We start from the raw sequence: 26,917 nt of genomic DNA, 5'->3' as shown, positions 1-26,917 counted from the left end.
CGGACCTGTGGGACGTCCGGCACCCGGACGAGTTCGCCGGCCGGGAAGACCGCGACAACGCGCGCCGCGGCCACGTGCCGGGCGCCCGCCATCTCGAGTGGGTGGCCCTGCTCGACGGCCCGGACGACGACGGCTCCGCCCGCCGCCTGCGCCCCCGGGCGGAGCTGGCCGGAATCGTGGCCGGGCTCGGTTTCACCCCGGAGCGACCGGTGATCACCTACTGCCAGTCGGGCATCCGGGCCGCCTTCGTCCACTGGGTCCTGGAAATCCTGCAGTTCCAGGATGTTGCCCTCTACGACGCCTCCATGGGCGAGTGGGCCAACCGCGACGACACCCCCCTGGATGGACCGGCCTGATTGTTGCGATTTCGTTCGAATTATCCCGAATAGTTGACGATAAGGCTCGCGTTTGATAGATTCTCGCTCGCGTCATTGCATCCCCATACGCTTTTTTGGAGGGAAACCATGAAATTCGTGCGCCTGCTCGCCCTGAGCGCCCTGATCGTGGCGGCCGTTGCCGGCTGCAGCCGTGAGAACCCCCTGCGTCCCGACGGCGGCGCCGCCGCGAAGGCCGTCGACGGGCTCGGCGACCGCGTGTGGCTCGACGCCAACGGCGACGGCATCCAGGACGAGGGCGAGCCCGGCGTCGAGGGCGTCATCGTGACGCTGCAGGCCTGCACCGGCGACACGGCGTTCGCCGCGGTGGCCGACACCACCGACGCCGAGGGCTACTACCTCTTCGACGCGTTCGAGGCCGGCGACTACCAGGTGCACTTCGCCCTGCCGGACGGTCATGTGTTCACCATGATGCATGCGGGCGAGGACACCGGCCTCGACAGCGACGTCGACCCCGCCACCGGCCTGACCATGTGCCTGAGCCTGGCCGACTCCCTGACCGAGCTCAGCATCGACGCCGGCCTCGTCGCCGTGCCCCGGGTCGGCAGCATCGGCGACCGCGTCTGGCACGACGGCAACGGCAACGGCCTGCAGGACGAGGGCGAGCCCGGTCTCGCGGACATCGTCGTCACCCTGACCGACTGCAGCGGCGCCGTGGTCCTGTCCGACACCACCGACGCCGACGGCATGTACCTCTTCGCGGAGGTGGCCGCGGGCGACTACCAGGTGCACGTGATGCTGCCCGACAGCACCTGGGCCTTCGCGCCCATGCACGCCGACTCCAACGGCACCCTGGACAGCGACATCGATCCGGCCACGGGTGCCACGGCCTGCCTGACCCTCATGGCGGACGAGACGAACCTCGACGTGGACGCCGGCCTGTTCGCGCCCTTCGTCGGCGACGGCTGCGCCCACGGCAAGGGCTACTGGAAGAACCACACCGACGAGGTCGAGCCCATGCTGCCGCTGCTCCTCGGCGCCGAGGGCGGCGAGAAGACCATGGCCGTGGAGGACACGGACACGGTGTACGCCGTGCTGCAGCAGCACGCGTGGGGTCATCCGAGCAACGGCATCACCAAGCTGTACGCCCAGCTGCTGACGGCGAAGATCAATATCGCCAACGGGGCCGACGGCACCGGCGCCGCCGAGGCCATCGCCTGGGCCGACGCCTTCCTCGCCGACCACGACTGGAACGACTGGTGCAATCTGGACCGGGACGGGCAGCGCGAGGTGAACCGCATGCTCGGTCACTTCCAGGTGCGGTCGACCGGCGATTGCGGCGACGACCACGACCACGACGGCTGCGGCGGCGACGACGATGATGATGATGACGGTGAGGATGACGACGATGACGGCCACGGGGGCGACGACGACTAGGCCCGCCCCCGGTCCCGTACCGACGACGACGCCCCCCGGACCCGGTCCGGGGGGCGTTCGTTCATCCACCGCCGGTCAGTGCCCCCAGCGCACCCACATCCAGACCAGGCCGAATCCGGCGAGGAAGACGAGCCCCACGATGCCGAGCCACGTGAGCAGGCGGCCCGGCCGGTGCTCGGGCGGGACGTTGGGCAGGCGCACGACACGGAAGTTCAGCACCGCCACCAGCGGCGCCGTGAGGAAAGCCAGCACCGTCACCACGTCGACCAGCGCCTTCATGGTGCGCATGAAGAAGGCGATGATCACGAGGGCGAGCACCGACAGCAGCAGGGCCCAGGGCGTGGTGCGCGGCCGGCTGGCCGGACGCCACAGCAGGGCCAGGCCCCGGTCGAGGGTGCGCGCATAGCCGTCGACCACGGTGATCGTGGTCGAGAACATGGTGATGAAGGCCACGATCGAGATCAGCCAGCGGCTCCAGCCGCCCAGGGCGGTGGTGTACATCTCCACGAGCTGCCGCGAGAACGCGATGCCCGACGCCGCGAACTCCCGCCCCGTGCCGAACATGACCAGGGCCCCGAAGGCGAGGAAGGCCACGGCCAGGATGGTCGCCGCGGCGTAGCCCAGGTTGAAGTCGAACAGGCAGCCGTCCATGCCGCAGGCGGCGTCGGCCTCGCGGTCGCGCTCGAGCACCCACAGCGACGACCAGGCTCCGATGTCCAGGGGCGCCGGCATCCAGCCCATCAGCGCGAGCAGGAAGGTCAGGCCGGCGATGTTCCACAGGGGTGGGGCCGTGTGGGCCGGATCGCCCACCGGGCCGTGGGCCAGCGCGAGGGCGACGCCCGCCAGGGTCAACACGCCGAGCACCAGCACCATGACCTTCATGCCCCGGTCGAGCAGGCCGTAGTGGCCGAAGGCCAGCAGGCCCAGGATGAGCGCCAGCAGGCCGAGGCTGATCACCCACAGGGGCACGTCCAGCCCGAGCAGGGCTCCCATGAGGCCCGCCGTGACGACCGTCACCGCGGCGGTGGTGATGAAGGCGCTGCCCACCACCACGACCATGAACGCCGCCAGGGCCCAGCGCCCCTGCCGCGCGTAGCCCTGCAGCAGGCTCTCCCCCGTGGCCGCGGTGTAGCGATGGGCATGCTCGAAGAAAGGGTACTTGCACAGGAGCACCAGCAGCACGGCCCACAGCAGCCCGAAGCCGTAGTCGGCGCCCGCCCGCGTGCTCTGCACCAGGTGCGAGACGCCGATGCTGGCGCCGGCGAAGAGGATCCCGGGCCCGAGGGCCTGCAGGCGGGCCCGCCAGCGTCCGCCGCCGCTCACGCGCCCGGCTCCGCGGTGCGGCCGGAGACGAACAGGGCGCGGATCCCCTCGTCGAGCTCGATGGCCCGGCCGCTGGCCATCTCGATGATGGCGAAGGTGATGTCGGCCACGGCCGCCGTCTTCCCGTCGGAAGCCCGCGTGACCTCCTGCCGCATCACCGCCCGGCGCCCCTCGTAGCTCGCCATGCGCGAGCGGATCACCGCCGTCTCCTCCCGCAGCAGCGGGCGCCTGAACTCGATGTTCACCGCCGCGACGACCAGCCCGAGCCCGCGGTCGGGCAGGGCGTCCAGGCCGCGCGTGTGCTCGGTGAAGTCCCAGCGGGCCTCTTCGAGGAATTCCAGGTAGCGCGCGTTGTTGACGTGGCCGTAGGTGTCGCAGTGGAAGTTGCGCACGCGGATGCGGTACTCGTGGGTCATCGGACCTCCCCGTCGGCGGCGAGCGGCCGGTACAGCCCGTCGAAGGCCGTGGCCCAGGTGGCGCCGCCGTCGCCGGACGTCTCCCAGTGCTGGCGCACGGTGCCGTCGGCAGCGGCGGTCCAGGTGATGCGGTCGGTCACCGGGGCGCCGTCCTGCACGCGCTCGCCGGCGAGCACCATCGCGCCGTCCGCCAGCCCGCCCGTCAGATGCAGGCGCAGCCCCCCGTTGTCGACCCACACCTGGTGCCAGCGCCCGTCGGTCGGATCGTACCAGTTGAAGCTCTTGCCGGCATAGGGGCGCGGGCTGGTGTCGTACTCCTCGAGCAGGGTGCAGCCGCCGAGGATGCGGCTGATGCGGTTGTGGCCCACGACGCGTCCCTGGGCATGGACCTCCCACGAGCCGACCCAGAAGTCGAACTGGTGGGCCTCGGGCAGGTCGCAGGGACCGGGATCGGCGGCGCGGGCCGCCGGCGGCGCGGCCAGGACGAGCAGCAGCAGGGCGGACAGAACGTTGATTCGCTTCATGTTGGGCCTCCGGGGCCTGTTGGTCACCTCCCCCTTTCTACCACGCCGCCGGGCCCGAGGCAACGGCCTCGCGGGCCGTGGCGGCGGCCCCCCGGTCACCAGGGCAACCGCGCGAGATCCACGTTGCCGCCCGAGACGATGATCCCCACCCGGCGACCGTTCACGTCGCCCGGATTGGCGAGCACCGCCGCCAGGCACACCGCCGACGACGGCTCGACGACGATCTTCATGCGCTCCCACATCAGGCGCATGGCGGCGATGATGGCCGCATCGGTCACCGTCCGGATGGCCAGGACGTGGTCGCGGATGATGGGGAAGGCGAGGGGCCCGAGGTTCGTCAACAGGCCGTCGGCGACGGTGTCGGTCGACGCGTTGGGCACGATCCGGCCGGCGGCCAGGGAGCGCGCCGCGTCGTCCGCGCCCGCCGGCTCGGCCGCGATGACCACCGCGTGCGGCGCCATCGCGCGCGTGGCCACGCACGTGCCCGCGAGCAGGCCACCGCCGCCCACCGGCGCCATGACCACATCGAGATCCGGCTGGTCGGTGAGCAGTTCGAGGGCGGCGGTGCCCTGGCCCGCGATGATGCGTTCGTCGTTGTAGGGCGGGATGAACGTCGCCCCCGTGCGCGCGACCACCTCTTCGAGGGTCGCCTCGCGGGCGGCGAGGGTCGGCTCGCACGGGATGATCTCGGCGCCGTAGCCCGCCACCGCGGCCCGCTTCACCTCGGGCGCCGTGCGCGGCATGACGATGTAGGCCGGCACGCCCCGCTTGCGCGCGGCCAGGGCCAGGGCCTGGGCGTGGTTGCCGGACGAATGGGTGGCCACCCCCGCGGCGGCCTCCGCGTCGGTGAGGCTGAAGACGGCGTTGCTCGCGCCGCGCATCTTGAAGGCGCCGACCTTCTGCAGGTTCTCGCACTTGAAGAAGAGGCGGGCTCCGGCGAGGGTGTCCAGCGTCGTGCAGGTGAGCACCGGGGTGCGGTGCACGTGGGGGGCGATGCGCTCGGCGGCGGCGCGGATCTCCGCGATGGTGACCATGGTCGGCTCCCGGGCTCGATTCAGGCGACACCCCCGCGGCATCGCCGACGGCCAGTCTAGCGCAGGGGGCCGGGCGGACGCCATCCCCGCCTTGCCCCCCGGCCCGCGGCGGGCGACCTTTGCCGCCGTCCCCACGGAGGAGTCGCCATGTCCGCCTACGTCGCCTGGGTCAGCGCCCACCCCCTGCTCGCCGCCGCCGTGCAGTTCGCCGTACTCGGCACCGTCGGTGAAACGCTCGGCCATCTGGCGGCCACCCGCCGGCGGGGCCTGCCCGGCACCCCGCCGCAGATGCTCCTGAAAGTCGCGGGGTGGGCCCTGCTGGGGCTGCTGGTGAAGTTCGGCTTCGCCGGCATGAAGGGCTTCACGGCGGCCCTGGTCGAACACGGCCTGCTGCCGGCCGCGTGCGGCGCCGGCCTGCCGCGGGCCTTCGCCCTCTCGGTGCTCACCAACGCGTTCTTCGGGCCGCAGATGATGGCCTTCCACCGCCTGACGGACAACCTGATCCTCGGGCGCCGGGGCTTCGCCGGCATCCAGCGGGCCTGGTGGACGCTGCTGTGGTTCTGGATTCCGGCCCACACGGTCACCTTCAGTCTGCCCCGGGAGTACCAGGTCGGGCTGGCGGCGGTGTGGTCGGTGGCATTGGGGGTCATTCTGGGACTGGCGGCGGGTTCGACGTCGCCCGGCCGGGGCTCGGATATCCGACCGGACGACGTCACCGGGGCGGGGATCAGCTCCGGTTCCTGACGCGGCAGGTGTTGATGCCCAGCAGCGTGTAGGGCGGGCACCAGCCGAGGGCCGCCGTGGCCACCAGGACCAGCCCCACGACCAGCGCCGCGATCGCCAGGCCACCGCTCACCAGGTCCAGACCCGCGGCCCCGCAGGCCACCACGCCGAGGGTGCCGCGGACCATCCGGTCGATGCTGCCAACGTTCTTCTTCATATGTCGAACCTCCGGGTGAACGAGGGGGATGTCCTGACGTCAATGTAGACGTCCGGACCCCGTCGTTCCGTGACCTAGTCACACTGGAGAGGAATTTTTCCGAGGGGAGGGGCCGCGACGCGGCCCCGGCTCAGCGGGCTCAGGTGGGGCCCTTGCAGGCCTCGTTCTGCTTCGCGGTGAAGTGCTCGCGGTCGCGCTCGAAGTGGCACTGCTTGTACTTGCGGCCGGACCCGCACCAGCACGGGGCGTTGCGGCTCAGGTCGCGGGCCGCGTCGGGCGGCGTCGCCGCCCCGCCGAAGAGCCGGTGCCACAGGCTCAAGGCTCGCTCCGTGCGGCGCGGAAGCGGGCGTACTCCTGCGCGATGGCCGTGGTGTCGAAGGGGAACGGATCGTCATGGCCCGCCACGATCCGCGCCGCCAGCAGGCGATTGACCGGCACGAGCGGCGTGAAGTGGTCGGCGTCGGGCAGCGTCAGCAGGGACACCAGCGGATTCCGGTTCACCGACGCCAGCAGTTCCATGTCCTCGACGTTGCCCCCCTCCCCCTCGCAGACCAGGGTCGGCGTCGTGATCGCGTCGAGGAAGTGCAGGGGGGAGCGCACGCGGAATTCGTTCGGGTCGTCCGTGTCGAAGGGCCAGTCGATGCCCCCGTAGTCGGCGATGTCCGGCACCGGCCCGAAGGCGAAGACCGCCCGGAACATGTCGGTCGCCTCGGCCACCAGCAGGGCGAGGGTGCCGCCGGTGCTGTGGCCGCCCAGGTAGATGCGGTCGGGATCGACGCCCGGCACCCCCCGCAGGAAGGTGGCCGCCGCGATCACGTCGTCCACCTCGCCGAGCATCGCCTCCTGCCGGCCCGGATTGGCGGCGGTGCCGCGCACCGTCGGGAAGAGCATGACGAGGCCCGCCTGCCGGAACGGCGCCGCCGACTGGTCGTTCTCGTCCGGTCCCTGGCGCCACACGTAGGGTCCGCCGCGCGAGGTCGGCATGCCGCCGGTGAGCCAGACGATGGCCGGGCGACCGCCCACGGCCGAGTCGGTCGCGGCATGGTTCGCGCTCAGGTAGGCGGTGTTCTCGCCCAGCGGGGCCGGGTAGCTCACGAGGGTGAACAGGTCGGGGGGCGGCGCCTCCAGGGGGGTGTCCTCGCGCCATTCGGCGACGAGCCGGGTGGTGAACCCGCGCCGGGCGTCGTGCAGCGGGCCGGCGGTCGCCGCCATGGCCGCCAGCAGGACCGCGACGGCGCCGGCGAGGGCCAGGCCCCGGCGGTGTCCCCGCCGCCGACTCACCAGCTGCGCCGCGGCGGACGGGCGCCGCGGTCGCGGGCCTCGTTCACCCGCAGAGTGCGCCCGTCCATCTCGTGGCCGTCCAGGGCGGCGATGGCCCGGTCGGCGTCCTCGGCCGGCATCTCCACGAAGCCGAAGCCCCGCGGCTGGTCGGTCTCGCGGTCGGTGATCAGCGTCACCTTCACGACGCGGCCGTGGGCGGCGAAGAGGTCCTTCACCGCTTCCTCGGTGGCGTCGAAGGGCAGATTGCCCAGATAGATCGTCTTCATGGCGCGTCCCTCGTCGGCGGCGCTACTCGACCACCAGCTTGATCGTCACCGGCAGGTCGACCGGCGCCAGGCAGGTCTTGTCGTCGCAGGCCTGCACCGTCACCCCGAACTCGAGCGGATGCTCGCCGGCGGCCATGCCGGCGGGCACCAGGGCCGAGGCTTCGATGTGCTCGGTGCCGGCGATCATCCACACCGGCTCGCCGAAGAACTCGCCTTCGTGTCCCTTGGGGTAGGTGGCCTGCAGGTCTTCCAGGGGAAAGGTGTCGGCGGGCTTGAGATCGACGCCGATGAAGTTCGAGTCGCCGTGGGCATAGATGTGCCACTTGTCCTCGATGGCGACCTCGATGGCGAACGTCACCCGCTCGCCCGCCTTGGCCTTGACCGCCGTGGCCGCCGGCGCGGCCTTCACCACGTCGGCCGAGCCCTTGAAGGCCGCCAGGCCGACCCCCGCCGCCCCGATCACCGTCAGCATCGTCGCCATCGCCAGAATGCGCTTCATGTCGTCTTTCCTCCGGAATCTACTGGTCCTGTTCGGCCAGGATGCGGTCGGCGGCCAGGCGGATCACCCGGACCAGCCGCTCCACATCGGCCTGTTCCATGTTGCGGTTCTCCACGTTCACCCGCAGGGCCACGAGGCCGTGCAGACGCGTGAAGCTGAACCAGGCATCGCCTTCGCGCTCGACGCGCTCCTGCAGCGCCTGGTTCAGTTCGTTGATCCTCTGCTCGGAATACCGCAAACGTCCGTCGTCCGTGACCGGTTCCCAGCGGAAGTTGCAGATGCCGAGGGTGTTAGGGCCCATGATGCGGAAGTCCGGCAGGCGCCGGATGCGCGCGGCGAGGATCCGCGCCAGCTCGATGTCCTTCTCGACCCAGGCGGCGTACTGACGGCGCCCGGCGCACTTAATGGCCAGCCACAGCTTCAGGGCGTTCAGGCGCCGGCTGCCCTGGATCCCGTACTGGAAGAAGTTCACCTTGTCGCCCTGGTGGAAGCCGCGCGGATCGGGCATGACGCGCCGCCCCTGCTCGTCGCTCTCGATGACGGCGGCCCCCTCCTGCACCTTCTCCATGTAGTACTCGGGCCGGACCAGGAAGCTGCGGCGCAGGAAGTCGCCGTCGCGCACCAGGATGCCGCCGCAGCTGAAGGGCATGTAGAACCACTTGTGCGGATCGACGGTGATCGAGTCGGCCCGGTCGATGCCGCGCAGCATGGCGCCGTACATCTCCGAGAGGATCACGGCGCCGCCGTAGGCCGCGTCGACGTGGAACCAGCAGTTGTACTTCTGGGCCAGGTCGGCCAGGCGGTCGAGCTTGTCGATGCTGCCGGTGTTGGTGGTGCCGGCGATGCCGATCAGGCAGGCGGGCTTGAAGCCGGCGTCGATGTCCTGCCGGATGGTCCGTTCGAGCAGGTCCAGGTCGATGCGGAAGAGCTCGTCGCTGGTGATCTTGCGCAGCTGGCCGCGGCCGAGGCCGAGCAGGTCGATGGCCTTGTCGAAGCTGTAGTGCGCCTGGCCGGAGACGTAGAACTTCAGCTTCGCGATCTCCTCGCCCGGCCCCGCCATGATGTCGACCTGGGACAGGTCGCGGCCGAGGGCCCGGTTCACCGCCAGCTTCAGGCCCGTGATGTTGGCCAGGGAGCCGCCGTCGGTCAGGGTGCCGAAGCTGGTCTCCGGCAGCCCGAAGAGCTCGCACAGCCAGCGCACGACGCGCTTCTCGATGGCGGTGCCCGCGGGCGAGTGCCGCCAGGAGGCCGTGTTCTGGTTCATGGCCGCGCACAGGGCCTCGCTGAAGATGGCGATGGGGATGGGCGCCGGATTCATCATGCCGAAGTAGCGCCGGCTGCCGATGGCCATGGTGTTGGGGAACACCCGCGTGCGGCAGTCCTGGATGAGATCGGCCACCGGGGTGCCGTCCTCGGGCAGAGGCTCGGCGAAGGTGTCGTCCAGGCCGAGAGGCGTCAGGGGCCCGTACACGCGCCGCCCCTCCAGGCCGTTCAGGTACTCGACCACCAGGTCGACCATGGCGTAGCCCATCTCGCGCAGACCCATCTCGTCGGGCGCGGCGTCGGCGCCCGGGGCGCGGTCGCGGCCGCCGCCGGCGTCGTCCACCGGGTTCTGGGGGAAGATGCGTCCGGCCAGCTTGCTGTCGTCGTCGCGCAGGGGGCTCACGTCGTTCCGCCTTTCCGGCCGCCCGGCCGGTGGCCGGCGGCGATGCGCTCGAGCACGGCGGCCGCGCCCGACTCCCGGACCGGGGCCGCGATCTCGTCGGCGCGCGCCAGGACCGCCGCCGGGGCGCCGTCCATGGCCACGCTCCACCCGGCCACGTCGAACATGTCCAGGTCGTTGTAGTTGTCCCCGATGGCCACCGTGGCCGCCAGGGGGATCCCGCAGAAGTCGGCCAGCACCCGCAGGCCCGTGCCCTTGCCCGTCTGCCGGTCGAAGGCCTCGGCCCAGTAGTAGGCCCCGTCGCCGAGCAGGCTGCGGGTGTTGACGACGTTGACGGCGTCGCCGAGCTCGGCCCGCACGGCGGCGCTGAGGGCCTCGATGCGCTCCTGGCGATCGATGGTGCCCACCTCGAGGGCGCGCTCCAGACCGAGGGCCGCCAGGTCCTCCACCACCGCGAGGCTGCCCACCGCCGCGCGGCGCTTGGCCAGGTAGCGGGCCAGGATGGCGTTCACGGCCACGGGCTCGTGGTGCAGGAAGCCGCCGTCGTCGTCGTGACCATACACCATGGGGACGGTTCCGTGGACCTTGAAGAGCCCGATCAGCCGCCGGATGCGCTCGCCGTCGAGTTCGTGGCTGGCCAGGCGGCGCCGCGGCGCGTCGCCCCACACCACCGCCCCGTTCAGCAGCACGAGGGGCAGGTCGTCCGGGAACCAGGCCGACTGCTCGAGCAGGGCCCGGGTCGAGTTCAGGTTGCGCCCGGTGCAGAGCGCCACCACGTGGCCCGCGTCGCGCACGGCCTGCAGGGCCGCCACCTCGCGCGGGCGCAGCACGTCGTCGAACTCGCTGTCGAGCAGGGTGCCGTCCACGTCGACGGCCACGAGCAGGCGGGCGGCGGCGGGGTTCATCCGGTGATCTCGAATCCGGCGAAGCCCGGCCCGGCCTCGCTCCAGTGGGTGTCGACGCGATCGACGCGCGCGTGGTCCGGCCCCCGTTCCGCCCAGGCCCGAAGCAGGTCCAGGGTCGCGGGCTCGCCCTCGGCGACCAGGCGCACGGTGCCGTCGGGGCGGTTGCGGACCCAGCCCGTCAGCCCCAGGGCCAGGGCCTGGTGGCGCGTGTGCCAGCGGAAGGCGACTCCCTGCACGCGGCCGTGGATGGTCAGTTCGAGGCGTTTCATCCCGGCAAGATCGCCCATTCGGGGCGCGGGCGCAACGGGACCGGCCCGCGTCACTCGACCCAGGGGTCCGGCAGGTTGCCGGCGGCGACGTCGAGCCAGGCGCGGCTCGTGCGGCTGAGGGCGTTGGCGAGAGGGCGGCCGTGGGCGAGCACCTTGTCGGCCCGGAAGTCGAATTCGCCGTAGATCCTGCGGCCGTCCCGGCCGAGGCTCACGGCCAGGCCCACGAGCTCGCCTTCCGTGCGGGCGGTGACGAAGCCCAGGGTCCAGGAGTCGTCGAGGCCGGCGCCCAGCAGGGCGTCGAGCCAGCCGTCGGCGTCCAGGAGCACGTGCCCCCCCTCAAGGGCGAAGACACGGCAGGAGTCGACCTGCACGTGCCGGACGGCGTCGTCGTCGGCCGGAAGTTCGAGGGAGAAGGCCAGGGGCGCCAGTTCGGCCAGTTCGAGCACGCGGGCCACCCGCAGGCTGCCCGGATGGTAGCCCAGGATGCTGTAGGGCATGGGCCGGTCCTGGGCGGCGGCCAGTTCGAGGCGCCAGTCGGCCCGCACCGGCGGTCCGAACCGCCCCGCCCGCTCCGGCTGCGGCCGCCGGCGCTCGATGCGCACCACCTCGGTCAGCGGGAAGCGCGATTCCCGGCCTGACGCGGCGGTCCATGCCGCGAGGTCGGCGCCGCTCCAGGCGCCGAGGGAGTCGGCATCGGCCAGGCCGACCAGGAAGGCGAAGAAGGGTTCGACGATCTCGGGCCCGGTGGCCGGGGTCTCCGGCTCGTCGGCCTCGGTGCCGAACTCGGACCAGGCCCGCAGCGGCGCCGGCACCACGGCCAGCAGACCCGAGACGAGAAGGGCCGCACAGGCGGCCCTTCCCCGGTCGGTGGCGAAACGCCGTCCCGTCACGGCTGCACGATGCTGAACGTCTCCGACTCGCCCACGCAGTAGGGGTCGCTGACGTCGATGGCCCGGATCCGGTAGTTCGTGTTGGTCAGCGTCCAGTCGTAGTCGTCGACGGTCCAGTTGAAGGCGCCGCCCAGGACGGGCACGTTGTCGGCGATGAACCCGCCCGGCACGAACTGCGCGCCCGAATAGAGGCGCAGGTCGACCATGCCGCTCCCGTTGGTCGACGTCTGGTCGACGGTGATCTGCATGACCGTGCCGGCCGTGTGGACCGCGCCGGCGCCGAGCGGGCCGAACACGTCGATCTCGCAGAGGTCGGTGTCGACCATGTAGAACTGGTCGGACATGGCCTCGCAGCCGCCCACCGCCGGATCGGAGATGAGCAGGCGATAGTGGAGCGACCCCACGTGGAACGAGTCGACGTCCCACTGGTAGGTGCCCGTGTCGGGCACGCCGGTGGCCACGACGCCGACGAAGTCGCCGAGGCTGGCGGGCAGGGCCTTGTAGAGCTCGATGTCCACGGTGCCGGAGGTGCTGGCGCTGGTCCAGGTCAGGGAGTGGACGTCGCCCGCCTGCAGGGTGTCGGGCACGACGATGCCGGAGATCGCGCAGCCGGACACGTCGAGGAGGGTCAGCCCCGTCTTCTCGGCGTTGCAGCCGGCGTCGCCCGTGGCCGTCACGCGGATGCCGAAGTCGGACCCGTTGGCCTGGCCGCCGGTGTTCGCCACCCAGGCGTGGAAGCCGTCGTTGGCCGTGCTGGCGGCGATGGTGCCCACCACCGTGCCGGCCTTGGTCAGCTCGATGACGACCGTGCTCGGCGTGCCGTTGCCGGTCCAGCGGATGTTGACGGTCTCGCCGCTGAGGAACGAGGTGTCCAGCCCCGTGGTCACGGCCGACAGGGAGCAGCTCGGCGGCGGCGGATTGGTGCCGCCGTCGTCGCCGCCGCCGCATCCGGCCACGAGGGCCGCCCCGGCGCACACGGTCAGCACGGCGAAGCCGGCCAGGAACTTCTGCAGCGATCGCTTCATGACTCTCGTCCTTCTGGCTGGGCGCCGGGACGCGGCGCCGGAACATGCCCCGTTGCGGTCGTCGCGGGCCGAGGTCCGGGGCCCGCGGCGGGAACTTGGCGGGTCGGACGTCACCCGGCGGCGTCGACCAGCGCGAGAAAGGCCCGGTGCAGGCGGAGGTCGTCCGTCAGCTCCGGATGAAAGGCCAGGCCCAGCAGGTGCCCCTGCCGCACGGCCACCGGCTCGCCGTCGTGCTGCGCCACCACGTCGACCTCGGGCCCGACGGCGGTGATGCGCGGCGCCCGGATGAACACGGCCGGGAACGGCTCCGGGCTGCCGTCGAGCACGTCGATGCCCACCGGCGCCGTGAAGGAATCGATCTGGCGGCCGTACCCGTTGCGGCGGACGGTGCAGTCGAGCAGCCCGAGGGGCTCGACGCCGAAATCGGCACGCCCCTCGTCGGCCGTGGCGCGGGCCAGCATGATCAGGCCGGCGCAGGTGCCGAGCACCGGGCGGCGGGCGGCGAAAGCGCGCAGGGGCTCACGCAGGCCGACGCGGTCGACCAGCCGGGTCAGGGTGGTCGATTCGCCGCCGGGAATCACCAGGCCGCCGAGGCCCTCGAGCTCGCCCGGGCGCCGCACGCCCCGCGTCTCGCGCCCCAGGGCGGCGAACGCCTGCCGGTGTTTCTCGTAGTCGCCCTGCAGGGTGAGCAGGCCGATGGGCGCGCGATCGCGGACAGCCACGGTGCTACCAGCCCCGCCCGGCCATCTTCTCGCTGGCGTCCATCTCGTTCACGGCGCGGCCCTTCATGGCCTCGCCCAGCTTCATGGAGACCTCCATGAGCTTGGCCGGATCGTCGTGGTAGGTCACCGCGTCGACGATGGCCCGGGCCCGCGGCGCCGGATCGTCGCTGGCGAAGATGCCGCTGCCCACGAAGACCGTCTCGGCGCCGAGCTGCATCATGAGCGCCGCGTCCGCGGGCGTAGCCACGCCGCCGGCGGCGAAGTTCGGCACGGGCAGCTTGCCCAGCTCGGCGGTCTCGACCACCACGTGGTACGGCGCGCCGAGCCGCTTGGCCTCGGCCATGAGCTCGTCGGTGCGCATGAGCTGCAGCCGGCGGATGCCCTCGGTGACCTCGCGCATGTGGGTGACGGCCTCGACGATGTCGCCGCTGCCCGCCTCGCCCTTGGTGCGCATCATGGCCGCGCCCTCGCCGATGCGGCGCAGGGCCTCGCCCAGGTTCCGGCAGCCGCACACGAACGGCACCTTGAAGTCGTGCTTGTAGACGTGGTTCTGGTTGTCGGCCGGCGTGAGCACCTCGGACTCGTCGATGAAGTCGACGCCCAGGGCCTGCAGGATCTGCGCCTCGGCGAAGTGGCCGATGCGGCACTTGGCCATGACCGGGATCGACACCGTGTCCTTGATCGCCTGGATCATGCCGGGATTCGACATGCGGGCGATGCCGCCCATCTTGCGGATGTCCGAGGGGATGCGCTCGAGGGCCATGACGGCCACGGCGCCGGCCTCCTCGGCGATCTTCGCCTGCTCGGCGTTGGTGACGTCCATGATGACGCCGCCCTTGAGCATTTCGGCCAGACCGACCTTGTGCCGGAACTGCTCAGCGATCTCGGGGGTGCCCCAGGGGGTGTCCATGACGGTACTCCTTGCAACGGTCCAGGCGACGGCGACGGGGCCCGGGCGCGCCTGCGGAGCCCGGGTCCGGGGATCTTCCTCTCGTGCAAATGATAATCACTGGCGGGGCCGCGCGAAAGGGCGCGGTGCGCCGGGCCGGACGCGGCCGTCCCGGCGATTCGGGCCGATTCGCGGGGCCCGGCCCGGTCGCGCCCGGCCCCCGGGCCTCACGGCTCGACCATGCGGTACACCTGCTGCGCCCGCAGCCCACCGTCGCGCCAGAAGACGAGGATCATCTCCTTCTCCAGGCGCTCGAGCACCAGCACGTCACCCGCAGCCTCGGGCCAGGGCGGTTCGTCGACGTAGCCGAACGGACCGTGGTCGCGCGGCACCAGGCGCCAGGCTTCCAGGCGGTCCAGCCAGCCCGGCGGCAGGGGGCCCGCGTCGGGCCCCATGACGTGCAGCCACGTGCCGGCGCGGCAGAGAGCGAGGGCGCGCCGGCCGTCGGACCGGCGACGCACCTGGACGAGCCGGTCGTGGGAGCCGTCGCCGTCGAGATCGCCGGTCAAAGCGGGCGGCGCGAAGGCGGCGTCGAGGGCGAACCCGGCGCGGCCGAGCCCGCAGGCGCCGAAGATCTCGACATCCTCGGGCGCGGACGAGGCTTCCGCGGAAGCGGAGGGATCCGGTCGGGGCCAGGCGAGGCAGGCCTCGAACCGCAGGTCGGTCAGGCGGGCCCGGCGGCCAGGCTCCGGCGGCGTGAGCCGGAAGTCGAGGATGTGCAGCCAGCCCTCGCCGCGGGCCGCGTCCGGGTCGGCGAGTCCGGCCGCATCGAGGGCGAAGACGAATCGGCGCAGGTGCTGGGGCGCGTTCACGTCGCCCCGGTTCGGGCCCGTGTTCGCCGCGTTGCGGAAGTGCCAGCCGGCCAGGTCGCGCGGGTTGGGGTCGAGGTGGAGCGGCGGCGTCGGGGCGCTCAGGTCGGCGGCGTCCGGTCCGGCGCCGGCGTGCGGGTCGTAGATGCGGACGGCCCAGCCGAACTCCCGGGGCTCGAGGGCGAAGATCCAGCGGTCGGCCACGGTCTGGACGAAGCGTTCTCCCGCGCGGACCTCCGGCGCCGCCTGGGGCCGGAGCCCACCGGCGGCGTCGACCGCGACGATGCGGGCGGCCGCGTGGGTGGCGGTCGGGGCGCACTCCGGCGAGGCGGCGGCCGCGTCCGCGGCGGCCAGCAGGGCCAGGGCGGCGAGCACGACGGCGGACGTCACGGCTTGGCGCCGAGCTGGATCGTGGCGCCGCGCGCGCTGACCTGGAACACGAGCACGACCAGGCTGCGACCGTCCCGCGTGCAGGTGGTGGCGAACTCGCCCGGAGCCCGTTCCACCGCCTCGCCGGGGACGAAGCCGGCGGCCCGCAGGGTGCGGTCGGCGTAGGCGCGGGCCTCGTCCAGGGGCAGCGTGGTCAGCACGTTCACCGTGGCCCCGTAGATGCTGACGGTCGCCCCCGCGGGCACGGGGAAGGGGAAGCCGAGCTTGCGGTCGACCTCGTCCTGCCCGGGCACGGCCGGGGCCGGGGCCGGCGCGGGTTCCGGAACCGCCGGCGCGTCCACCGCGACCGGTTCGTCCAGGGCGACGTGGCGGTAGGTGTAGGTCAGGGGCATGGCGCCGTCCCGTCCACCGGTCGCACCCGCGAGACGGAACTCGGAGATGAAGCGGTGCGCCAGGTCGATCCACACGTCGATCGTCGCGTGATCCAGACGCGCGAAGTCGGCCTCGGGGGCGCCCCCGGCCGCGATCAGGTCCTCGCGGTCGCCGCGTCGGTGCTCGCAGGGGCGACCGTCGCGCTCCTCGGTGCCGACGACCACGAGACGTTCGACGACGGCGAGCAGGTCCGTCGGGGTGAGAGGCAGGAGTTCTTTCCGGCGGAACCGGTCCGACTCCGCCCAGGGGCCGCCGACCCGCACCCAGCGCCGGCCGTCGACGACCCGGCTCTCGATGAGCGTGGGTTCGCCCCCGCGCTCGGAAACCGAGATGCGCGTGGATTCCCGCACGGGGTCGCGGCCGTGGAAGGCCGTCATCTCGACCACCTGCAGGGGCGGATCGTCGCCGAGTCGCAGCCGGGCCTCGATCCCCCAGCTGGCGATCTCCGGCACGTCGTCGATGGTGCGGACCGCCCCGGCCGACACCGGCCGGCAGGCCACGAGGGTCAGTCCGAGGGCGATGACCGGAACCAGGTGGCGCATGGCTGCTCCCTTGGCAGAGAATCCAGGAGGGGAAATGTCGGCCATCCTAGCAGCCGGGGCCGACGGCGTCGAGTCGCCAGGGCCGGCCGCGGGGCGCGGGCGAATGAGGCTCAAGTTTTGTACAAAATGTCCGAATAAATACTATTGACGCAATGGTACAATACGTCTAAAATAAAGAGCACACGGGAAAGAGAGCCCTGCGCGCGCCGCACCCGAGGCCCAAGGAGCAGCCAGCATGATCCGATTGACCGTCAGCGCCATCCGGGCCGGTCTGGCCGACGCCCTCAATCGGGCGGCCTTCGGCGGCGAACGCGTCGTCATCCACCGGCACGACAAGGACGTGGCCGTGCTGATCGGCGCCGAGGACTACGAGCGGCTGCGGGAACTGGAACGGGCGGCCTACCTGGCGGCGGCCCGGCGGGCCGTGGCCGAATCCCGCGGCGAAGTGGGCTGGAACGACGTGAAGGACCGGCGTGGAACGCACTCCGATCTTTGAGATCCGCCTGCTGCAGGAGGTCAAGGACGACCTCGACCGCCTCCCCGACGACGTCTTTTCCGACCTGGCGCGCGTCATCGACTCGCTGGCCTATGCCCCCCGGCGCGAGGACGCCGAGGAACTGGGCGACGGCTTCTGGCTCCTCCGCTCCCCGCGTTTCACCATCGTCTACCGCATCGACGACGGCCGGCTGGTCGTCGTGATCGTCCAGGTCTCGCGAAGCGGCGTGCCGGGGAATCCGGCCCACTAGCCCGCCCTCTTCTGCCTCCGGTCGCCACCAGACTTCATCCGACCCGCCGGTGGGCGCCGCCGTCGCGCGGCCGGCGCGAAAAAAAATGGCGGTCCGCTGGCGGGTGCGGCCCGCCGTTCGCGTAGTCCCCTCCGAACCGCCCTGCGAACCGCCGGGCACCTCGCCGCGGATCCGGGCCCGACGCCCGGCCCGCGCCGGGACCCCCAGAACAGACGTCACGAAAGGAAGAAGCCATGCCGCTCATCACCGTCCAGATCATCGAGAACGTGTTCGACGCCGCGCAGAAGCAGGAGATCATCGAGAAGGTCACCGACACCATGGTCGGCATCGAGGGCGAGGCCCTGCGCGGCGTCACCTGGGTGAAGATCGAGGAGGTCAAGGAGGGCAACTGGGGCATCGGCGGCCAGACGCTGACCGCGGCGGACGTCCACGGCATGCAGGGTGTCCGGGGCTGAGGCCGCCCGGCCCGCCTCCCCACAGTGTCCGGACAGGCGATCTTTCCGGCTGGTGGCCTCCCACCGGCCGGTCGCCTGTTCCGGGCGACCCGCAGGACCGCGAAAGCGTGGGGCCGAGGCCGACGGCCCGTGCTAGACTCCGCCGAGGTCCCGACCCGGAAGGAGCTCCGCCCCATGACCCTGTCCGCCTCCGCCGCCCTGGCCCGCCTTGTCGCCCTGCGCACCGAGTTCGGCGCGCCGGCCACCGCGACCAAGCACGAACTCCTCGCCCACCTGGCCGCCAAAGCCCTGCCGACGGCCGCTGCCGTGCAGCAGCTGCACGACCTGCTCTGCTTCTGGCACGCCCATCCCGACGACGCCGCGCTGCGCCGCCGGGTCGCGGCCATGCTCGCCGGGTTCGCCGACCGCCCCGACCTGCAGCGGCACCGCGAGGCCCTGGCCGACACGGGCATCGCCGGCACCGACGTGCACTACGAGTTCTTCATGGAGACGGCGCGGTGGCTGGCGGCGCGGTGGCCCGAGCGGCTGCGCATCGACTGGGACGCTTACGGGGACGGCGCGTCCCTCGAGAGGATCCTGCACCTGCTGGCCCTCTACGCCGAGACGCCGGGCCTGGACGAGTACGCCTTCCCCGTGCGGGAGTGGCTCGAGCGGATGAAGGGCCCGCGGGAGACCGACGCCGCGTTCGTGGTGCGGCGCCTCGGCGAGGTGCCCATGGAGGCGGCGGCCCGCGAGTACTTCTACGAGCACCTCGGGCTCGCTCTCGTGCTCGCCGGCGGCGCGGGCGGTCCGTGCCGCACCGGGGCCTGCCTGGCCGGGCCGAAACTCCACCCCCAGGCCGGCCCGCTCCGGCGGGGACGCCCCGACCTCCGGCGGGAGCTGGCGATCCCGCCGCGGCGGGTGCACGGCGTCGGTCCGGCGCGCGGCCGGGCCGTCATCGAACTCGCCCGCGCCGCCATGGTCGCCCGCAACCGCGACCTCGACGCCTTCGCCTACGGCAGCCCCCACGACGTCACCCTCATCGACGACGGCGACGGCCTGCAGTTCGCCGTCATCGGCACGGTGCCCGCGCGGCGGCTCCTGTTCGAGGCCGTTTCGGGCTACCTGATCCTGCAGAACGGCGTGCCCGTGGGCTACGGCGTGATCAGTGCGCTGCTGGGTTCGGTCGAGATGGCCTACAACGTGTTCCCCGAGTTCCGCGGCGCCGCGGCGGGCCACATCTACGCCCGGCTGCTGGCGGCGTGCCGGCACCTGTACGGGGCCGACACCTTCGTCGTCTTCCCCTACCAGCTCGGCGGCGACGGCAACGAGGAGGGTCTCGCCTCGGGCGCCTGGTGGTTCTACCAGAAACTGGGCTTCCGGGCACGCGACCCGGAAGTGCTGGCGCGGATGCGACAGGAGTTGCGCCGGATGAAGCGGGATCCGCGGCACCGCACGCGGCTGCCGGTGCTGGCGGAGATGGCCCAGGCCAACGTCTACCTCGACCTGAAGACGCCCCGGGACGACGTGATCGGCGCCCTGCCCCTGGCGACCGTGGGGCTGCGGGTCACCGACGGACTGGCCCGGCGCTTCGGCGCCGAACGCGCCGAAGCCGAAGCGACCTGCGCCCGCGAGGCCGCCGCGCTGCTCGGGGTGTCTGCGCGGCGCGGCTGGTCGGCGGGCGAGCAGCTGGCCTGGCGGCGGTGGAGCCCGCTCGTGCTGACGCTGAAAGGCGCGGAGCGCTGGTCGGCGGCGGAGAAAGCGGCCCTCGTCGACGTGATCCGGGCCAAGGGCGGGCGGCGCGAGGCCGGATTCGTGCGCCTCTTCGACAACCACCGCAGGCTGCGGCGCGCGGTGGTGCGGCTGGCGCGGACCGAGGCGGGCTGACCGCCTTTCCGCGCGCGTCCCTACTTGACCAGGGTGATCGGCCCGATCGCCTGCTGCCCGCCCCACTCGCCCACGGCCAGATAGACGCCCGACGCCACGGCGTGGCCGCGGCCGTCGCGGCCGTCCCAGAAGGCCCGGTGCCCGCCGGCCGGACGCACCCCGTCGACGAGCTCGCGCACGACCCGCCCGCGCAGGTCGACGATGCGCAGGCGCACGTGCGTCGCGGCGGTCAGCGTGTAGCCGACGTGGGTGCCCGGGTTGGCCGGGTTGGGCGCGATGGCCAGCGCGGGGCGCCGCGGCACGCGGGTGGCGCCCTCGTCCGGGGCCGCCGCCACCTCCGTCAGGCCGAGATCGATCTCGCGGTCGGGCCAGGGGCCGACGGTGACGGCGCTGAAGACCTGGATCTCGCTGATGCCCAGCCCGTGGCCCGCAAGGGGCACGAAATCGAGCCGGACGGCGTCGGCGGTGACCGGCGCGTCCGGCACGAGCCAGAAGCCATGGGCGAGGCGATCACCGGCCGGCAGGTCGGTGAAGTTCTCGCCGCGCCCGTAGCCCCAGTCGAGGAACGGTCCGGGCGGGCTCCAGACGTCGTCGTGCTGGATCGTGCCGAGGGTCGCGGCGCCGCCGGGCCCGCCGAGGGCCGTCACGGCGATGGTGCCGGCGTGGCCCCAGGTGGCGTTGGGCTGGTGGGTGGTGACCCGGACGGCGGCCACGGTCCGCACGCCGCCGAGGTCGATGTCGACGGTCACCGGCGCGTCGCCGTCCCAGAGGGCGACCTGGCCCTGCACGGCGCCGGCGGTGGCCAGCGGCGTCGGTGGGATGACGACGCCGTCGGTCAGCTCGGCGCCGCCCGCGTCGGGGTTCGCGCCCGACGCCGGCCGCGACACGGTGTAGGGCCGCCCCAGGGCCACGTCGTCGAGCCAGTCGGCGGCGATGGCGATCTTGTCGTAGCCGTCGCCGGCGCCGACGTTCTGGCCGTCGTCGTAGCCGGCCACCGAGGTCTCGTCGGCGAGCTTCACCCGGATCCACTCCATGGTCGGATCGCGGTACCCGGCCACGTTGATGGTCCAGGTCTCCTCCGGTCCCGCCACGATGCGGGTGTGCCGGCGGGTCACGTCGCCGCCGGTGCGGTGTTCGGTCCAGCACCAGGTGACCTCCACCGGCGCGAAGGCCGGAGCGGCCGCCGCGTGGTGCACCTCGAGCAGGGCGTCCTGGATCCCGGTCGACGACGTCGACGGCGCCACCGAACTCGCCACCACATAGCGCAGCCAGACCGAGCGCTGGCCCGCCGGCGGCGTGCCGGTGCCGGCGAAGAGGGTCGCGTTCCAGGTCGGCGCCGTGGCGGCGTCGAAGACCCCCGCGGTGGTGAAGTTCGTCCCGTCCCAGGAGTAGGCCAGCTCGACGCGGTCGTCGGGCGTGGCGAAGCGGGTCAGGAAGGTGCCCCCGAAGTTCGCCCCGGTGATGTCGGACGGCGTGTCGAAACGCCAGGTGGCGTGCCCCGGCACGCCGGCGGCGGCGGGCACGAGGATCGCCGACGAGTAGCCCACGGGGTCGTCGCGCGAGAACAGGCCCGACGCGTCGACGACCGACTGCGACCAGGTGTGGTCCGAGGGCGCGTGCGGCGACGGGCGCAGGGTGAGCGTCTCCCGCGCCGGGCCCGCGCTGAAGCGGGCGCGGTTCGGCCCGCGCTGCAGCCGCGGCAGGGCCAGGGCGTTGACCTCGGTGACGGCCGCGAGGCGCAGTTCGTCCAGACCGCAGTCGGCGCGCGAAGCGTCGGGCACCAGGGCGACCCGCACGAGGATCGCGTGGGCCCCGCCGATCAGGTTCGCGCCGAGGGTCACGGTGCCGGCGAAGGCGCCGGCGCCGGGGGTCGCCACGGTGGTCCAGGTGCAGCCCGCATCGCGCGAGACCTCGAGACGCACCTGGTCGCCCGCACCCCGCGTCCCGGCCCAGGTCACCGCGGCGGAGGTGAGCACGTTCGCGGCGTCGACCTTGACCACGAGCGCCGCCGGTGCGCTGGTGGCCGGCCGCAGGGTCGGCCCCCCGCCGACGTCGTCCGCGACGTGCACGATGTTGGCGAGCTCGTGCCAGCCCCCGGCCACCGCGGCGGCGGCGAAGGACGGCGCGATCTCCCACCGGCCGTTGCCGCGGATGGTGTTGGTGCCGTAGTCGCCGTTCACCGGATCGAGATCGCGGAAGTCGAGGCGGGCGTACTCGGCCCCGGTGCCGAGGGCGTCCCAGTAGCGCGTGTACACGTGGCCGGGCCGCAGGTGCAGGCGGTTGGTCCAGCCGGGCCGGGTGTGGACGAAGTCCTCCTGGATGTCCAGGCCGTGCAGGTACGAGTCGGAGCCGTTGCGGAGGGTGCGCGCGTAGGCGACCGGGTTGTCGGCCGCGGGGCGGTAGCCGCTCGGGTAGCCGAGGTCGCCCTGCTGCCCCGGCGCCGACGGGTTGGTCATGGACTCCGGCGTCACGTGGTAGACGTAGAGATGGCCGGGCTCCGCGTCGGGATCGCCCCAGAAGGCGGACAGGGCGCAGCTCTGCGCCGAGGCGATCTGCTCGGCCGAGGCGATGGTGCCGTCGTGGTTGCGGGCATAGACGATCATCGAGGTGTCGAACATGTGCCAGGTCGCGCCGTCGTCCCACGAGAGCTCGGCGACGGTGTGGTCGATGAGCTCGACGAAGCGGTGGCGCCACGGCGGGCCCAGGGCGGCGGCGATGGTGGTCAGGTAGGTCGACGAGGGACCGCAATTGGTGTTCGGGTAGCTCGGCAGGTACTGGATGGGATCGAGCACCGTGGCGCGGTCCTCGAAACTCGGATCGAGCTGCTGCCGGCTGCGGGTGATCCAGCGCCAGATGGCGATGGCCTGGTCCTCGGGATCGTCCCAGGCGCTGGTGATGGTCTGCGCGAGGGCCTCGAGGGAGGCGTAGTCGGGCGTGCTGTCGGTGTGCAGGTGGATGTCGTGCACGGAGGCGCGAGCGGGCCCGGGCGCGGACGACCACGCCGCCGCCGCGGCGAGCAGGACGGCGAGCAGGGAACGGGGGCATCGGCGACGTGGCTCCATGGCGGCTCCGGGGAAGGGGTCTCGACCGCATCCATCGGGAGCGACCATATCCGAATTCGAGGGCCGAAACCAGCCCCTCGTCGCGCGCCGGCGCCCGCGGCTTGGCAGCGGGACCGGAAGCCGGTACGATGGGTATGGCCAGCAGGAACATCCACTTGCCGCCGGACCGGGCGCGGACCGCCCGCGCACCGGTCGCGGCGAACCAGGAAAATGCGAACCGCCCCATGACCACCCCCGGACGCCCTTCCGCCGAAGACGTCTTCGACCATGCGGTCGACCTGCCGGCGTCCGCCCGCGCCGCCTACCTCGACGCGGCCTGCGCCGGCGACGACGCCCTGCGCGCCGAGGTCGAAGCCCTGCTGGCGGCCGACAACCGGGCCGCGGACGGCTTCCTCGCCGGCGAGGCCGACCTGGGCGACCTGGCCGCCGCCCTGGCCGCCAGGGCAGGGCCGGCGCCGGCAGCCGGCGACCAGGTGGGCGCCTGGCGGCTGCTGCGCGAACTGGGCGCCGGCGGCATGGGCACGGTGCACCTGGCCGAGCGGACCCGGGGCGGATTCGCCCAGCAGGTGGCGGTCAAGCTCGTGCGACCGGGCCTGGACACCGACGAGATCCTCGCCCGCTTCGCCCGCGAGCGGCAGCTGCTCGCCGGCCTCGAGCACCCCCACATCGCCCGCCTCGTCGACGGCGGCCGCACCGACGACGGCCGGCCCTTCCTCGTCATGGAGCACGTGGACGGCCGGCCCATCGACCTGTACTGCGACCACCACGGCCTCGACGTCGCGGCGCGGCTGCGTCTCTTCCTGGACGTGTGCGCCGCGGTCGCCCACGCCCACCGGCACCTGGTGGTGCATCGCGACCTGAAGCCCGGCAACGTGCTGGTCACGGCCGACGGGGTGGTGAAGCTGCTCGACTTCGGCATCGCCAAGGTCCTCGACGCCGACGACGGGGCCGGCCTGCAGACCATGACCGGCGCGCGCCTGCATTCGCCCCGCTATGCCAGCCCCGAGCAGGTCGCCGGCCGCCCCGTGACCACGGCGGCCGACATCTACTCCCTCGGCGTGATCCTCTACGAACTGCTGACCGGCCGTTCCCCGTACCCCGGCACCGACGGTTCCCTGGTGGAGCTCGAGCGGCTGGTGCGCGAACACCGGCCGATCCCGCCGAGCACCACCGGGCGCGGCCGGGCCGGGGCGGCCGCCGTGCCGGACCGCCGCGCCCTGGCCGGCCTGGACGCCGATCTCGACGCCATCGTGCTGAAGACCCTGCGCAAGGAGCCCGAACGCCGGTACGCCTCGGTCGACGCCCTGGCCGAAGACGTGCGTCGTCATCTCGCCGGCCTGCCGGTGCGCGCCCGGCCCGACTCCTGGCGCTACCGGCTGGGCAAGTTCGCGCAGCGGCACCGGGCCGCCGTCGGTGTCGGCGCCGCGGCGCTGGTGCTGGTGGCGGCGGCCGGCACGGTCGGTTTCGTGCAGACGCGCCGGGCCGACCAGGAGCAGCGCGCCGCCGCCCAGATCGGCGGCTTCCTGCAGACCATGCTCGGGTCGCTGGACCCGGACGTCGCCCGCGGCCAGGACACGGCGCTGCTGCGCGGCCTGCTCGACGAAGCCGCGACGTCCCTGGCCGACGGCACCGTGCTGGCGGCGGCGGCGCGCGCCGACCTGCACGAGACCATCGGGCGCAGCTACAACGTGATCGCCGACTACGACCCGGCGGTCGCCCACCTCGAGCGGGCCCTCGCCCTGCGATCCGCGCCCGCCGATCGCCGCCGGGTGCTGGCCGATCTCGGGCTCACGCTCCACGATGCCGGCCGCTACGCCGAGGCGGAGGCGCGCCTGCGCGAGGCCCGCGACCTGGCCGGCGACGCGCCCGATCCGGCCGTGCTCGACTTCCGGCTCGGCCACGCGCTCGAAGCCCAGAACCGCCAAGACGAGGCCGAGCCCCTGTTGCGCCGGGCCGCCGCCGCCGTCACCGACCGGATCGACCTGCCGCAGCGGCCGGAGATCGTGGGCGGCCTCGGCTCGTACCTCATGTACAACCACCAGGCCTATACCGAGGCCGAGTCGCTGCTCACCGCCGCGCTCGCCCTGTGCCCGGCCACCCCGGGCAGCGGCGTGCTGCAGCCGCCGACGTTCCTGCTCGCCCTGTCGACCCTGCACCGCTACCGGGGCGACGCGGAGCGGGCCGAGGATTTCGGGCGCCGGGCCCTGGCGGGCTACTTGGCCGTGCTGCCGGCCGACCACCCCTCGGTCGCCAACGCCAAGGACCAGCTCGCGAGCATCCTCGAGCAGCAGGAACGCTGGGACGAGGCCGAGACCCTCTACCGTGAGGCCTACGAGGCCCTGCGGGCGAGCCTCGGGCCGGACCACCGCGACGTCGGCACCACGGCCAACAACTTCGCCGGCATGCTGCGCAAGAGCGGCCGCCCCGACGAGGCGGCGCCGTACTACGACGAGGCCGTGCGGATCTACCGGGCGGCCCTCGGCGCGGACCACGTCTGGGTGGGGATCGTGCTGGGCGGGGTCGTCGCCAACGAGCTCGAGCGCGGGAACTACGCGGCGGCCGAAGCGGTGGCTGACGAGTGCCTCGCCATCCGGCGGGCCACCTTCGGGCCGGACCACTGGCGGGTGGCCATGGTGGAGAACATGCGGGGGGTGTGCCTCGCGGCCCGCGGCGCCCGCGACGAAGCCGAGGTGGTGCTCCGCGCCAGCCGCGACGCCCTGCACGACGCCTTCGGGCCCGACCACGAGGCCAGCCGGCGCGCCGACCGGCGCCTGGCCGCGTTCTATGCCGGGTCGGGCGAGCCGTCCGACTCGAGCCGGCGGTAGAGCCAGGCCCTGGCGAAGCGCCAACGCCGCTCGACCGTGCGCTCGGTCACCCCCAGCACCTCGGCCGCCTCGGCCGCGGTCATTCCCCCGAAGAAGCGCATCTCGATCACCTGGGCATGGTCCGGCTTGGCGGCGCCGAGCTCGGCCAGGGCCGCGTCGAGGTCGATCAGGTCGAGGTCGGCGCCGGGCGCGTCGGCCAGTTCGGCGACGGTCAGGGAGAGCCGCTCGCCGCCTCCGCCCCGCTTGGCCGCCAGCCGGCGGCGGGCGTGGTCGACGAGCACCCGCCGGATGGCGGTGGCGGCCAGGGCCATGAAGTGGGCGCGGTCCTGCCAGCCGGCCGCGCGCTGGTCGACGAGGCGCAGGTACGCCTCGTGCACCAGGGCGGTGGCCTGCAGGGTGTGGTCGGCCCGCTCGGACGCCAGCCGCGCCTGCGCCAGGCGGCGCAGCTCCTCGTAGACGAGCGGCAGCAGGCGATCGACCGCCGACGTGTCGCCGGCCCGGATGTCGCCGAGCAGCAGGGTGATGGCGTTGTCGGGCATGCGGCTCCCTCCCGGTCCCCGGCGTCCGCGCGCGGGGCCTCAGCATACCGACTGGCGGCGGGAACCGTCAATCGGGCGCGAAGAATCGGGGCGGGGCGCGGAGCGTCGGACGCGAGGCGGCTCCCGGCGCCCCTCTGGCGGGACCGGCCCAACGGTCCTAGGCTGGAACAGAAGACCGCCGGCGCGGGCCGGCGGCGCGTGCGAACCACCCGTTCCGGAGGGAGAACCGATGAACATGCGAACGAGAGTCCGGCGCCCGCTCCACGGCCTGGCCCTGGCGGCGCTGCTGCTGGCGCCCGCCGGCGCCCTGGCCGCCTCCGGAGACGTCGGCACCCCCGCGCCCGGCTTCACCCTGCAGCGGTACGGGGGCGGCACCGCCTCGCTGTCCGACTACCAGGGCCAGGTGGTGCTGCTGTTCATCATCGGCTACTCCTGACCGTTCTGCATGAGTCTGGCCCCCGGTGCGGAGGCCCTCGCCAATTCCTACGGCAGCGACGTCCAGGCCCTGGCGATCGACGTGTGGGACGGGAACGAAGCCCAGGTGACCATCTTCGTCACCGGCACGAAGGTGGAGTTCCCGGTGCTGATGTACGGCAACCAGGCCGGCATCCTGACCGACTACAACTGCAGCTACGACTACTTCTTCATCATCGACGGCGACGGGATCATCACCTGGCGCGGATCCTGGGACGAGGCCGCCATGACCGCGGCCCTCGACGACGCCGTGGCCGCCCTCGGCCCCTCCGACGTGCCCGACGCCGCCCGCGGCGGCC

Annotated in this window: 30 protein-coding genes; 10 read left to right on the top strand and 20 right to left on the bottom strand. The window is 72.9% G+C overall.

The window, feature by feature from the left end; translation table 11 throughout:
* Together KDM41_09265 and KDM41_09260 are read left to right on the top strand one after the other, a co-directional pair.
* On the top strand, positions 1-356 hold a 356-nt coding region (locus tag KDM41_09265), incomplete at its 5' end, for a hypothetical protein (GenBank protein MCB1183613.1).
* Between the two features lie 108 nt (positions 357-464).
* Complete coding sequence (locus KDM41_09260; GenBank protein ID MCB1183612.1) at positions 465-1,772, top strand: hypothetical protein; 1,308 nt, start codon at positions 465-467, stop codon at positions 1,770-1,772.
* A 75-nt stretch (positions 1,773-1,847) separates the two neighbouring features.
* Here KDM41_09260 and KDM41_09255 read toward each other — a convergent pair whose 3' ends face one another.
* From KDM41_09255 to KDM41_09240, 4 genes are all read right to left on the bottom strand, one after another.
* Positions 1,848-3,065, bottom strand: a complete 1,218-nt coding sequence (locus tag KDM41_09255; protein ID MCB1183611.1) for an Nramp family divalent metal transporter — start codon at positions 3,063-3,065, stop codon at positions 1,848-1,850.
* 26 nt (positions 3,066-3,091) lie between these two features.
* On the bottom strand, positions 3,092-3,511 hold the full coding sequence (locus KDM41_09250) for an acyl-CoA thioesterase (GenBank protein ID MCB1183610.1): 420 nt from the start codon (positions 3,509-3,511) through the stop codon (positions 3,092-3,094).
* Positions 3,508-4,035 (bottom strand): hypothetical protein, encoded by a 528-nt coding sequence (locus tag KDM41_09245; GenBank protein MCB1183609.1) that lies wholly within the window; start codon positions 4,033-4,035, stop codon positions 3,508-3,510. Before KDM41_09245 ends, KDM41_09250 begins: the two co-directional genes overlap by 4 nt.
* A gap of 95 nt (positions 4,036-4,130) precedes the next feature.
* Positions 4,131-5,069 (bottom strand): pyridoxal-phosphate dependent enzyme, encoded by a 939-nt coding sequence (locus KDM41_09240; protein ID MCB1183608.1) that lies wholly within the window; start codon positions 5,067-5,069, stop codon positions 4,131-4,133.
* Between the two features lie 147 nt (positions 5,070-5,216).
* Between KDM41_09240 and KDM41_09235 the strand changes: the two genes are divergently transcribed.
* Positions 5,217-5,813 carry a hypothetical protein gene (locus tag KDM41_09235; protein ID MCB1183607.1) on the top strand — a complete coding sequence of 199 codons (597 nt, stop codon included), beginning with the start codon at positions 5,217-5,219 and terminating at the stop codon, positions 5,811-5,813.
* Here the strand turns inward: KDM41_09235 and KDM41_09230 are convergent.
* From KDM41_09230 to KDM41_09165, 14 genes are all read right to left on the bottom strand, one after another.
* Positions 5,797-6,009 (bottom strand): DUF2892 domain-containing protein, encoded by a 213-nt coding sequence (locus tag KDM41_09230; protein MCB1183606.1) that lies wholly within the window; start codon positions 6,007-6,009, stop codon positions 5,797-5,799. The two genes, KDM41_09235 and KDM41_09230, sit on opposite strands and share 17 nt — an antisense overlap.
* Positions 6,010-6,148: 139 nt before the next feature.
* Positions 6,149-6,328 carry an SEC-C domain-containing protein gene (locus KDM41_09225; GenBank protein MCB1183605.1) on the bottom strand — a complete coding sequence of 60 codons (180 nt, stop codon included), beginning with the start codon at positions 6,326-6,328 and terminating at the stop codon, positions 6,149-6,151.
* Positions 6,325-7,290, bottom strand: a complete 966-nt coding sequence (locus KDM41_09220) for a prolyl oligopeptidase family serine peptidase (protein MCB1183604.1) — start codon at positions 7,288-7,290, stop codon at positions 6,325-6,327. The genes KDM41_09225 and KDM41_09220 overlap by 4 nt, the downstream gene beginning before the upstream one ends.
* Complete coding sequence (locus KDM41_09215; protein MCB1183603.1) at positions 7,287-7,556, bottom strand: RNA-binding protein; 270 nt, start codon at positions 7,554-7,556, stop codon at positions 7,287-7,289. The genes KDM41_09220 and KDM41_09215 overlap by 4 nt, the downstream gene beginning before the upstream one ends.
* Positions 7,557-7,578: 22 nt before the next feature.
* On the bottom strand, positions 7,579-8,055 hold the full coding sequence (locus KDM41_09210; GenBank protein ID MCB1183602.1) for a hypothetical protein: 477 nt from the start codon (positions 8,053-8,055) through the stop codon (positions 7,579-7,581).
* A 19-nt stretch (positions 8,056-8,074) separates the two neighbouring features.
* Positions 8,075-9,721, bottom strand: coding sequence for an aspartate aminotransferase family protein (locus tag KDM41_09205; GenBank protein ID MCB1183601.1), 1,647 nt, complete (start codon positions 9,719-9,721; stop codon positions 8,075-8,077).
* Positions 9,718-10,623: an HAD family phosphatase gene (locus tag KDM41_09200; GenBank protein MCB1183600.1), complete on the bottom strand. Its 906-nt coding sequence runs from the start codon at positions 10,621-10,623 to the stop codon at positions 9,718-9,720. Before KDM41_09200 ends, KDM41_09205 begins: the two co-directional genes overlap by 4 nt.
* The gene (locus KDM41_09195; GenBank protein MCB1183599.1) at positions 10,620-10,892 is read right to left on the bottom strand and encodes an acylphosphatase; all 273 of its coding nucleotides are present in this window, start codon (positions 10,890-10,892) and stop codon (positions 10,620-10,622) included. The genes KDM41_09200 and KDM41_09195 overlap by 4 nt, the downstream gene beginning before the upstream one ends.
* Before the next feature lie 50 nt (positions 10,893-10,942).
* A complete protein-coding gene (locus tag KDM41_09190) occupies positions 10,943-11,782 on the bottom strand; it encodes a hypothetical protein (protein MCB1183598.1) in 840 nt (279 codons plus the stop codon).
* Positions 11,779-12,807 (bottom strand): hypothetical protein, encoded by a 1,029-nt coding sequence (locus KDM41_09185; GenBank protein MCB1183597.1) that lies wholly within the window; start codon positions 12,805-12,807, stop codon positions 11,779-11,781. Before KDM41_09185 ends, KDM41_09190 begins: the two co-directional genes overlap by 4 nt.
* A 110-nt stretch (positions 12,808-12,917) precedes the next feature.
* On the bottom strand, positions 12,918-13,505 hold the full coding sequence (gene pdxT, locus KDM41_09180) for a pyridoxal 5'-phosphate synthase glutaminase subunit PdxT (protein ID MCB1183596.1): 588 nt from the start codon (positions 13,503-13,505) through the stop codon (positions 12,918-12,920).
* A 28-nt stretch (positions 13,506-13,533) separates the two neighbouring features.
* On the bottom strand, positions 13,534-14,439 hold the full coding sequence (gene pdxS, locus KDM41_09175) for a pyridoxal 5'-phosphate synthase lyase subunit PdxS (protein MCB1183595.1): 906 nt from the start codon (positions 14,437-14,439) through the stop codon (positions 13,534-13,536).
* A 206-nt stretch (positions 14,440-14,645) separates the two neighbouring features.
* Positions 14,646-15,677 (bottom strand): hypothetical protein, encoded by a 1,032-nt coding sequence (locus tag KDM41_09170; protein ID MCB1183594.1) that lies wholly within the window; start codon positions 15,675-15,677, stop codon positions 14,646-14,648.
* Positions 15,674-16,651 (bottom strand): hypothetical protein, encoded by a 978-nt coding sequence (locus KDM41_09165; protein MCB1183593.1) that lies wholly within the window; start codon positions 16,649-16,651, stop codon positions 15,674-15,676. The genes KDM41_09170 and KDM41_09165 overlap by 4 nt, the downstream gene beginning before the upstream one ends.
* A 235-nt stretch (positions 16,652-16,886) precedes the next feature.
* Between KDM41_09165 and KDM41_09160 the strand changes: the two genes are divergently transcribed.
* The 4 genes from KDM41_09160 to KDM41_09145 all read left to right on the top strand — a co-directional run bounded on the left by KDM41_09160 (position 16,887) and on the right by KDM41_09145 (position 19,718).
* Positions 16,887-17,147 carry a type II toxin-antitoxin system Phd/YefM family antitoxin gene (locus tag KDM41_09160; GenBank protein ID MCB1183592.1) on the top strand — a complete coding sequence of 87 codons (261 nt, stop codon included), beginning with the start codon at positions 16,887-16,889 and terminating at the stop codon, positions 17,145-17,147.
* Positions 17,125-17,397, top strand: coding sequence for a type II toxin-antitoxin system RelE/ParE family toxin (locus tag KDM41_09155; GenBank protein MCB1183591.1), 273 nt, complete (start codon positions 17,125-17,127; stop codon positions 17,395-17,397). Before KDM41_09160 ends, KDM41_09155 begins: the two co-directional genes overlap by 23 nt.
* A gap of 233 nt (positions 17,398-17,630) precedes the next feature.
* Complete coding sequence (locus KDM41_09150; protein MCB1183590.1) at positions 17,631-17,852, top strand: 4-oxalocrotonate tautomerase family protein; 222 nt, start codon at positions 17,631-17,633, stop codon at positions 17,850-17,852.
* Positions 17,853-18,026: 174 nt separating this feature from the next.
* Positions 18,027-19,718 carry a hypothetical protein gene (locus KDM41_09145; protein MCB1183589.1) on the top strand — a complete coding sequence of 564 codons (1,692 nt, stop codon included), beginning with the start codon at positions 18,027-18,029 and terminating at the stop codon, positions 19,716-19,718.
* 20 nt (positions 19,719-19,738) lie between these two features.
* On the opposite strand, the gene KDM41_09140 is transcribed toward KDM41_09145, so the two are convergent.
* A complete protein-coding gene (locus tag KDM41_09140; protein ID MCB1183588.1) occupies positions 19,739-22,780 on the bottom strand; it encodes a hypothetical protein in 3,042 nt (1,013 codons plus the stop codon).
* 224 nt (positions 22,781-23,004) lie between these two features.
* On the opposite strand from KDM41_09140, the gene KDM41_09135 reads away from it, so the two are divergent.
* A complete protein-coding gene (locus tag KDM41_09135) occupies positions 23,005-25,605 on the top strand; it encodes a serine/threonine protein kinase (GenBank protein MCB1183587.1) in 2,601 nt (866 codons plus the stop codon).
* Here the strand turns inward: KDM41_09135 and KDM41_09130 are convergent.
* On the bottom strand, positions 25,563-26,144 hold the full coding sequence (locus KDM41_09130; protein ID MCB1183586.1) for a sigma-70 family RNA polymerase sigma factor: 582 nt from the start codon (positions 26,142-26,144) through the stop codon (positions 25,563-25,565). The two genes, KDM41_09135 and KDM41_09130, sit on opposite strands and share 43 nt — an antisense overlap.
* 235 nt (positions 26,145-26,379) lie before the next feature.
* Between KDM41_09130 and KDM41_09125 the strand changes: the two genes are divergently transcribed.
* Positions 26,380-26,580 (top strand): redoxin domain-containing protein, encoded by a 201-nt coding sequence (locus KDM41_09125; protein ID MCB1183585.1) that lies wholly within the window; start codon positions 26,380-26,382, stop codon positions 26,578-26,580.
* A gap of 9 nt (positions 26,581-26,589) precedes the next feature.
* On the top strand, positions 26,590-26,917 hold a 328-nt coding region (locus KDM41_09120; GenBank protein MCB1183584.1), incomplete at its 3' end, for a hypothetical protein.

The sequence above is a fragment of the bacterium genome (assembly GCA_020440705.1).
Classification (GTDB): domain Bacteria; phylum Krumholzibacteriota; class Krumholzibacteriia; order LZORAL124-64-63; family LZORAL124-64-63; genus JAGRNP01.
The sequence above is the reverse complement of the archived record's forward strand: the minus strand, read 5'-3'. Positions and strand labels throughout refer to the sequence as shown.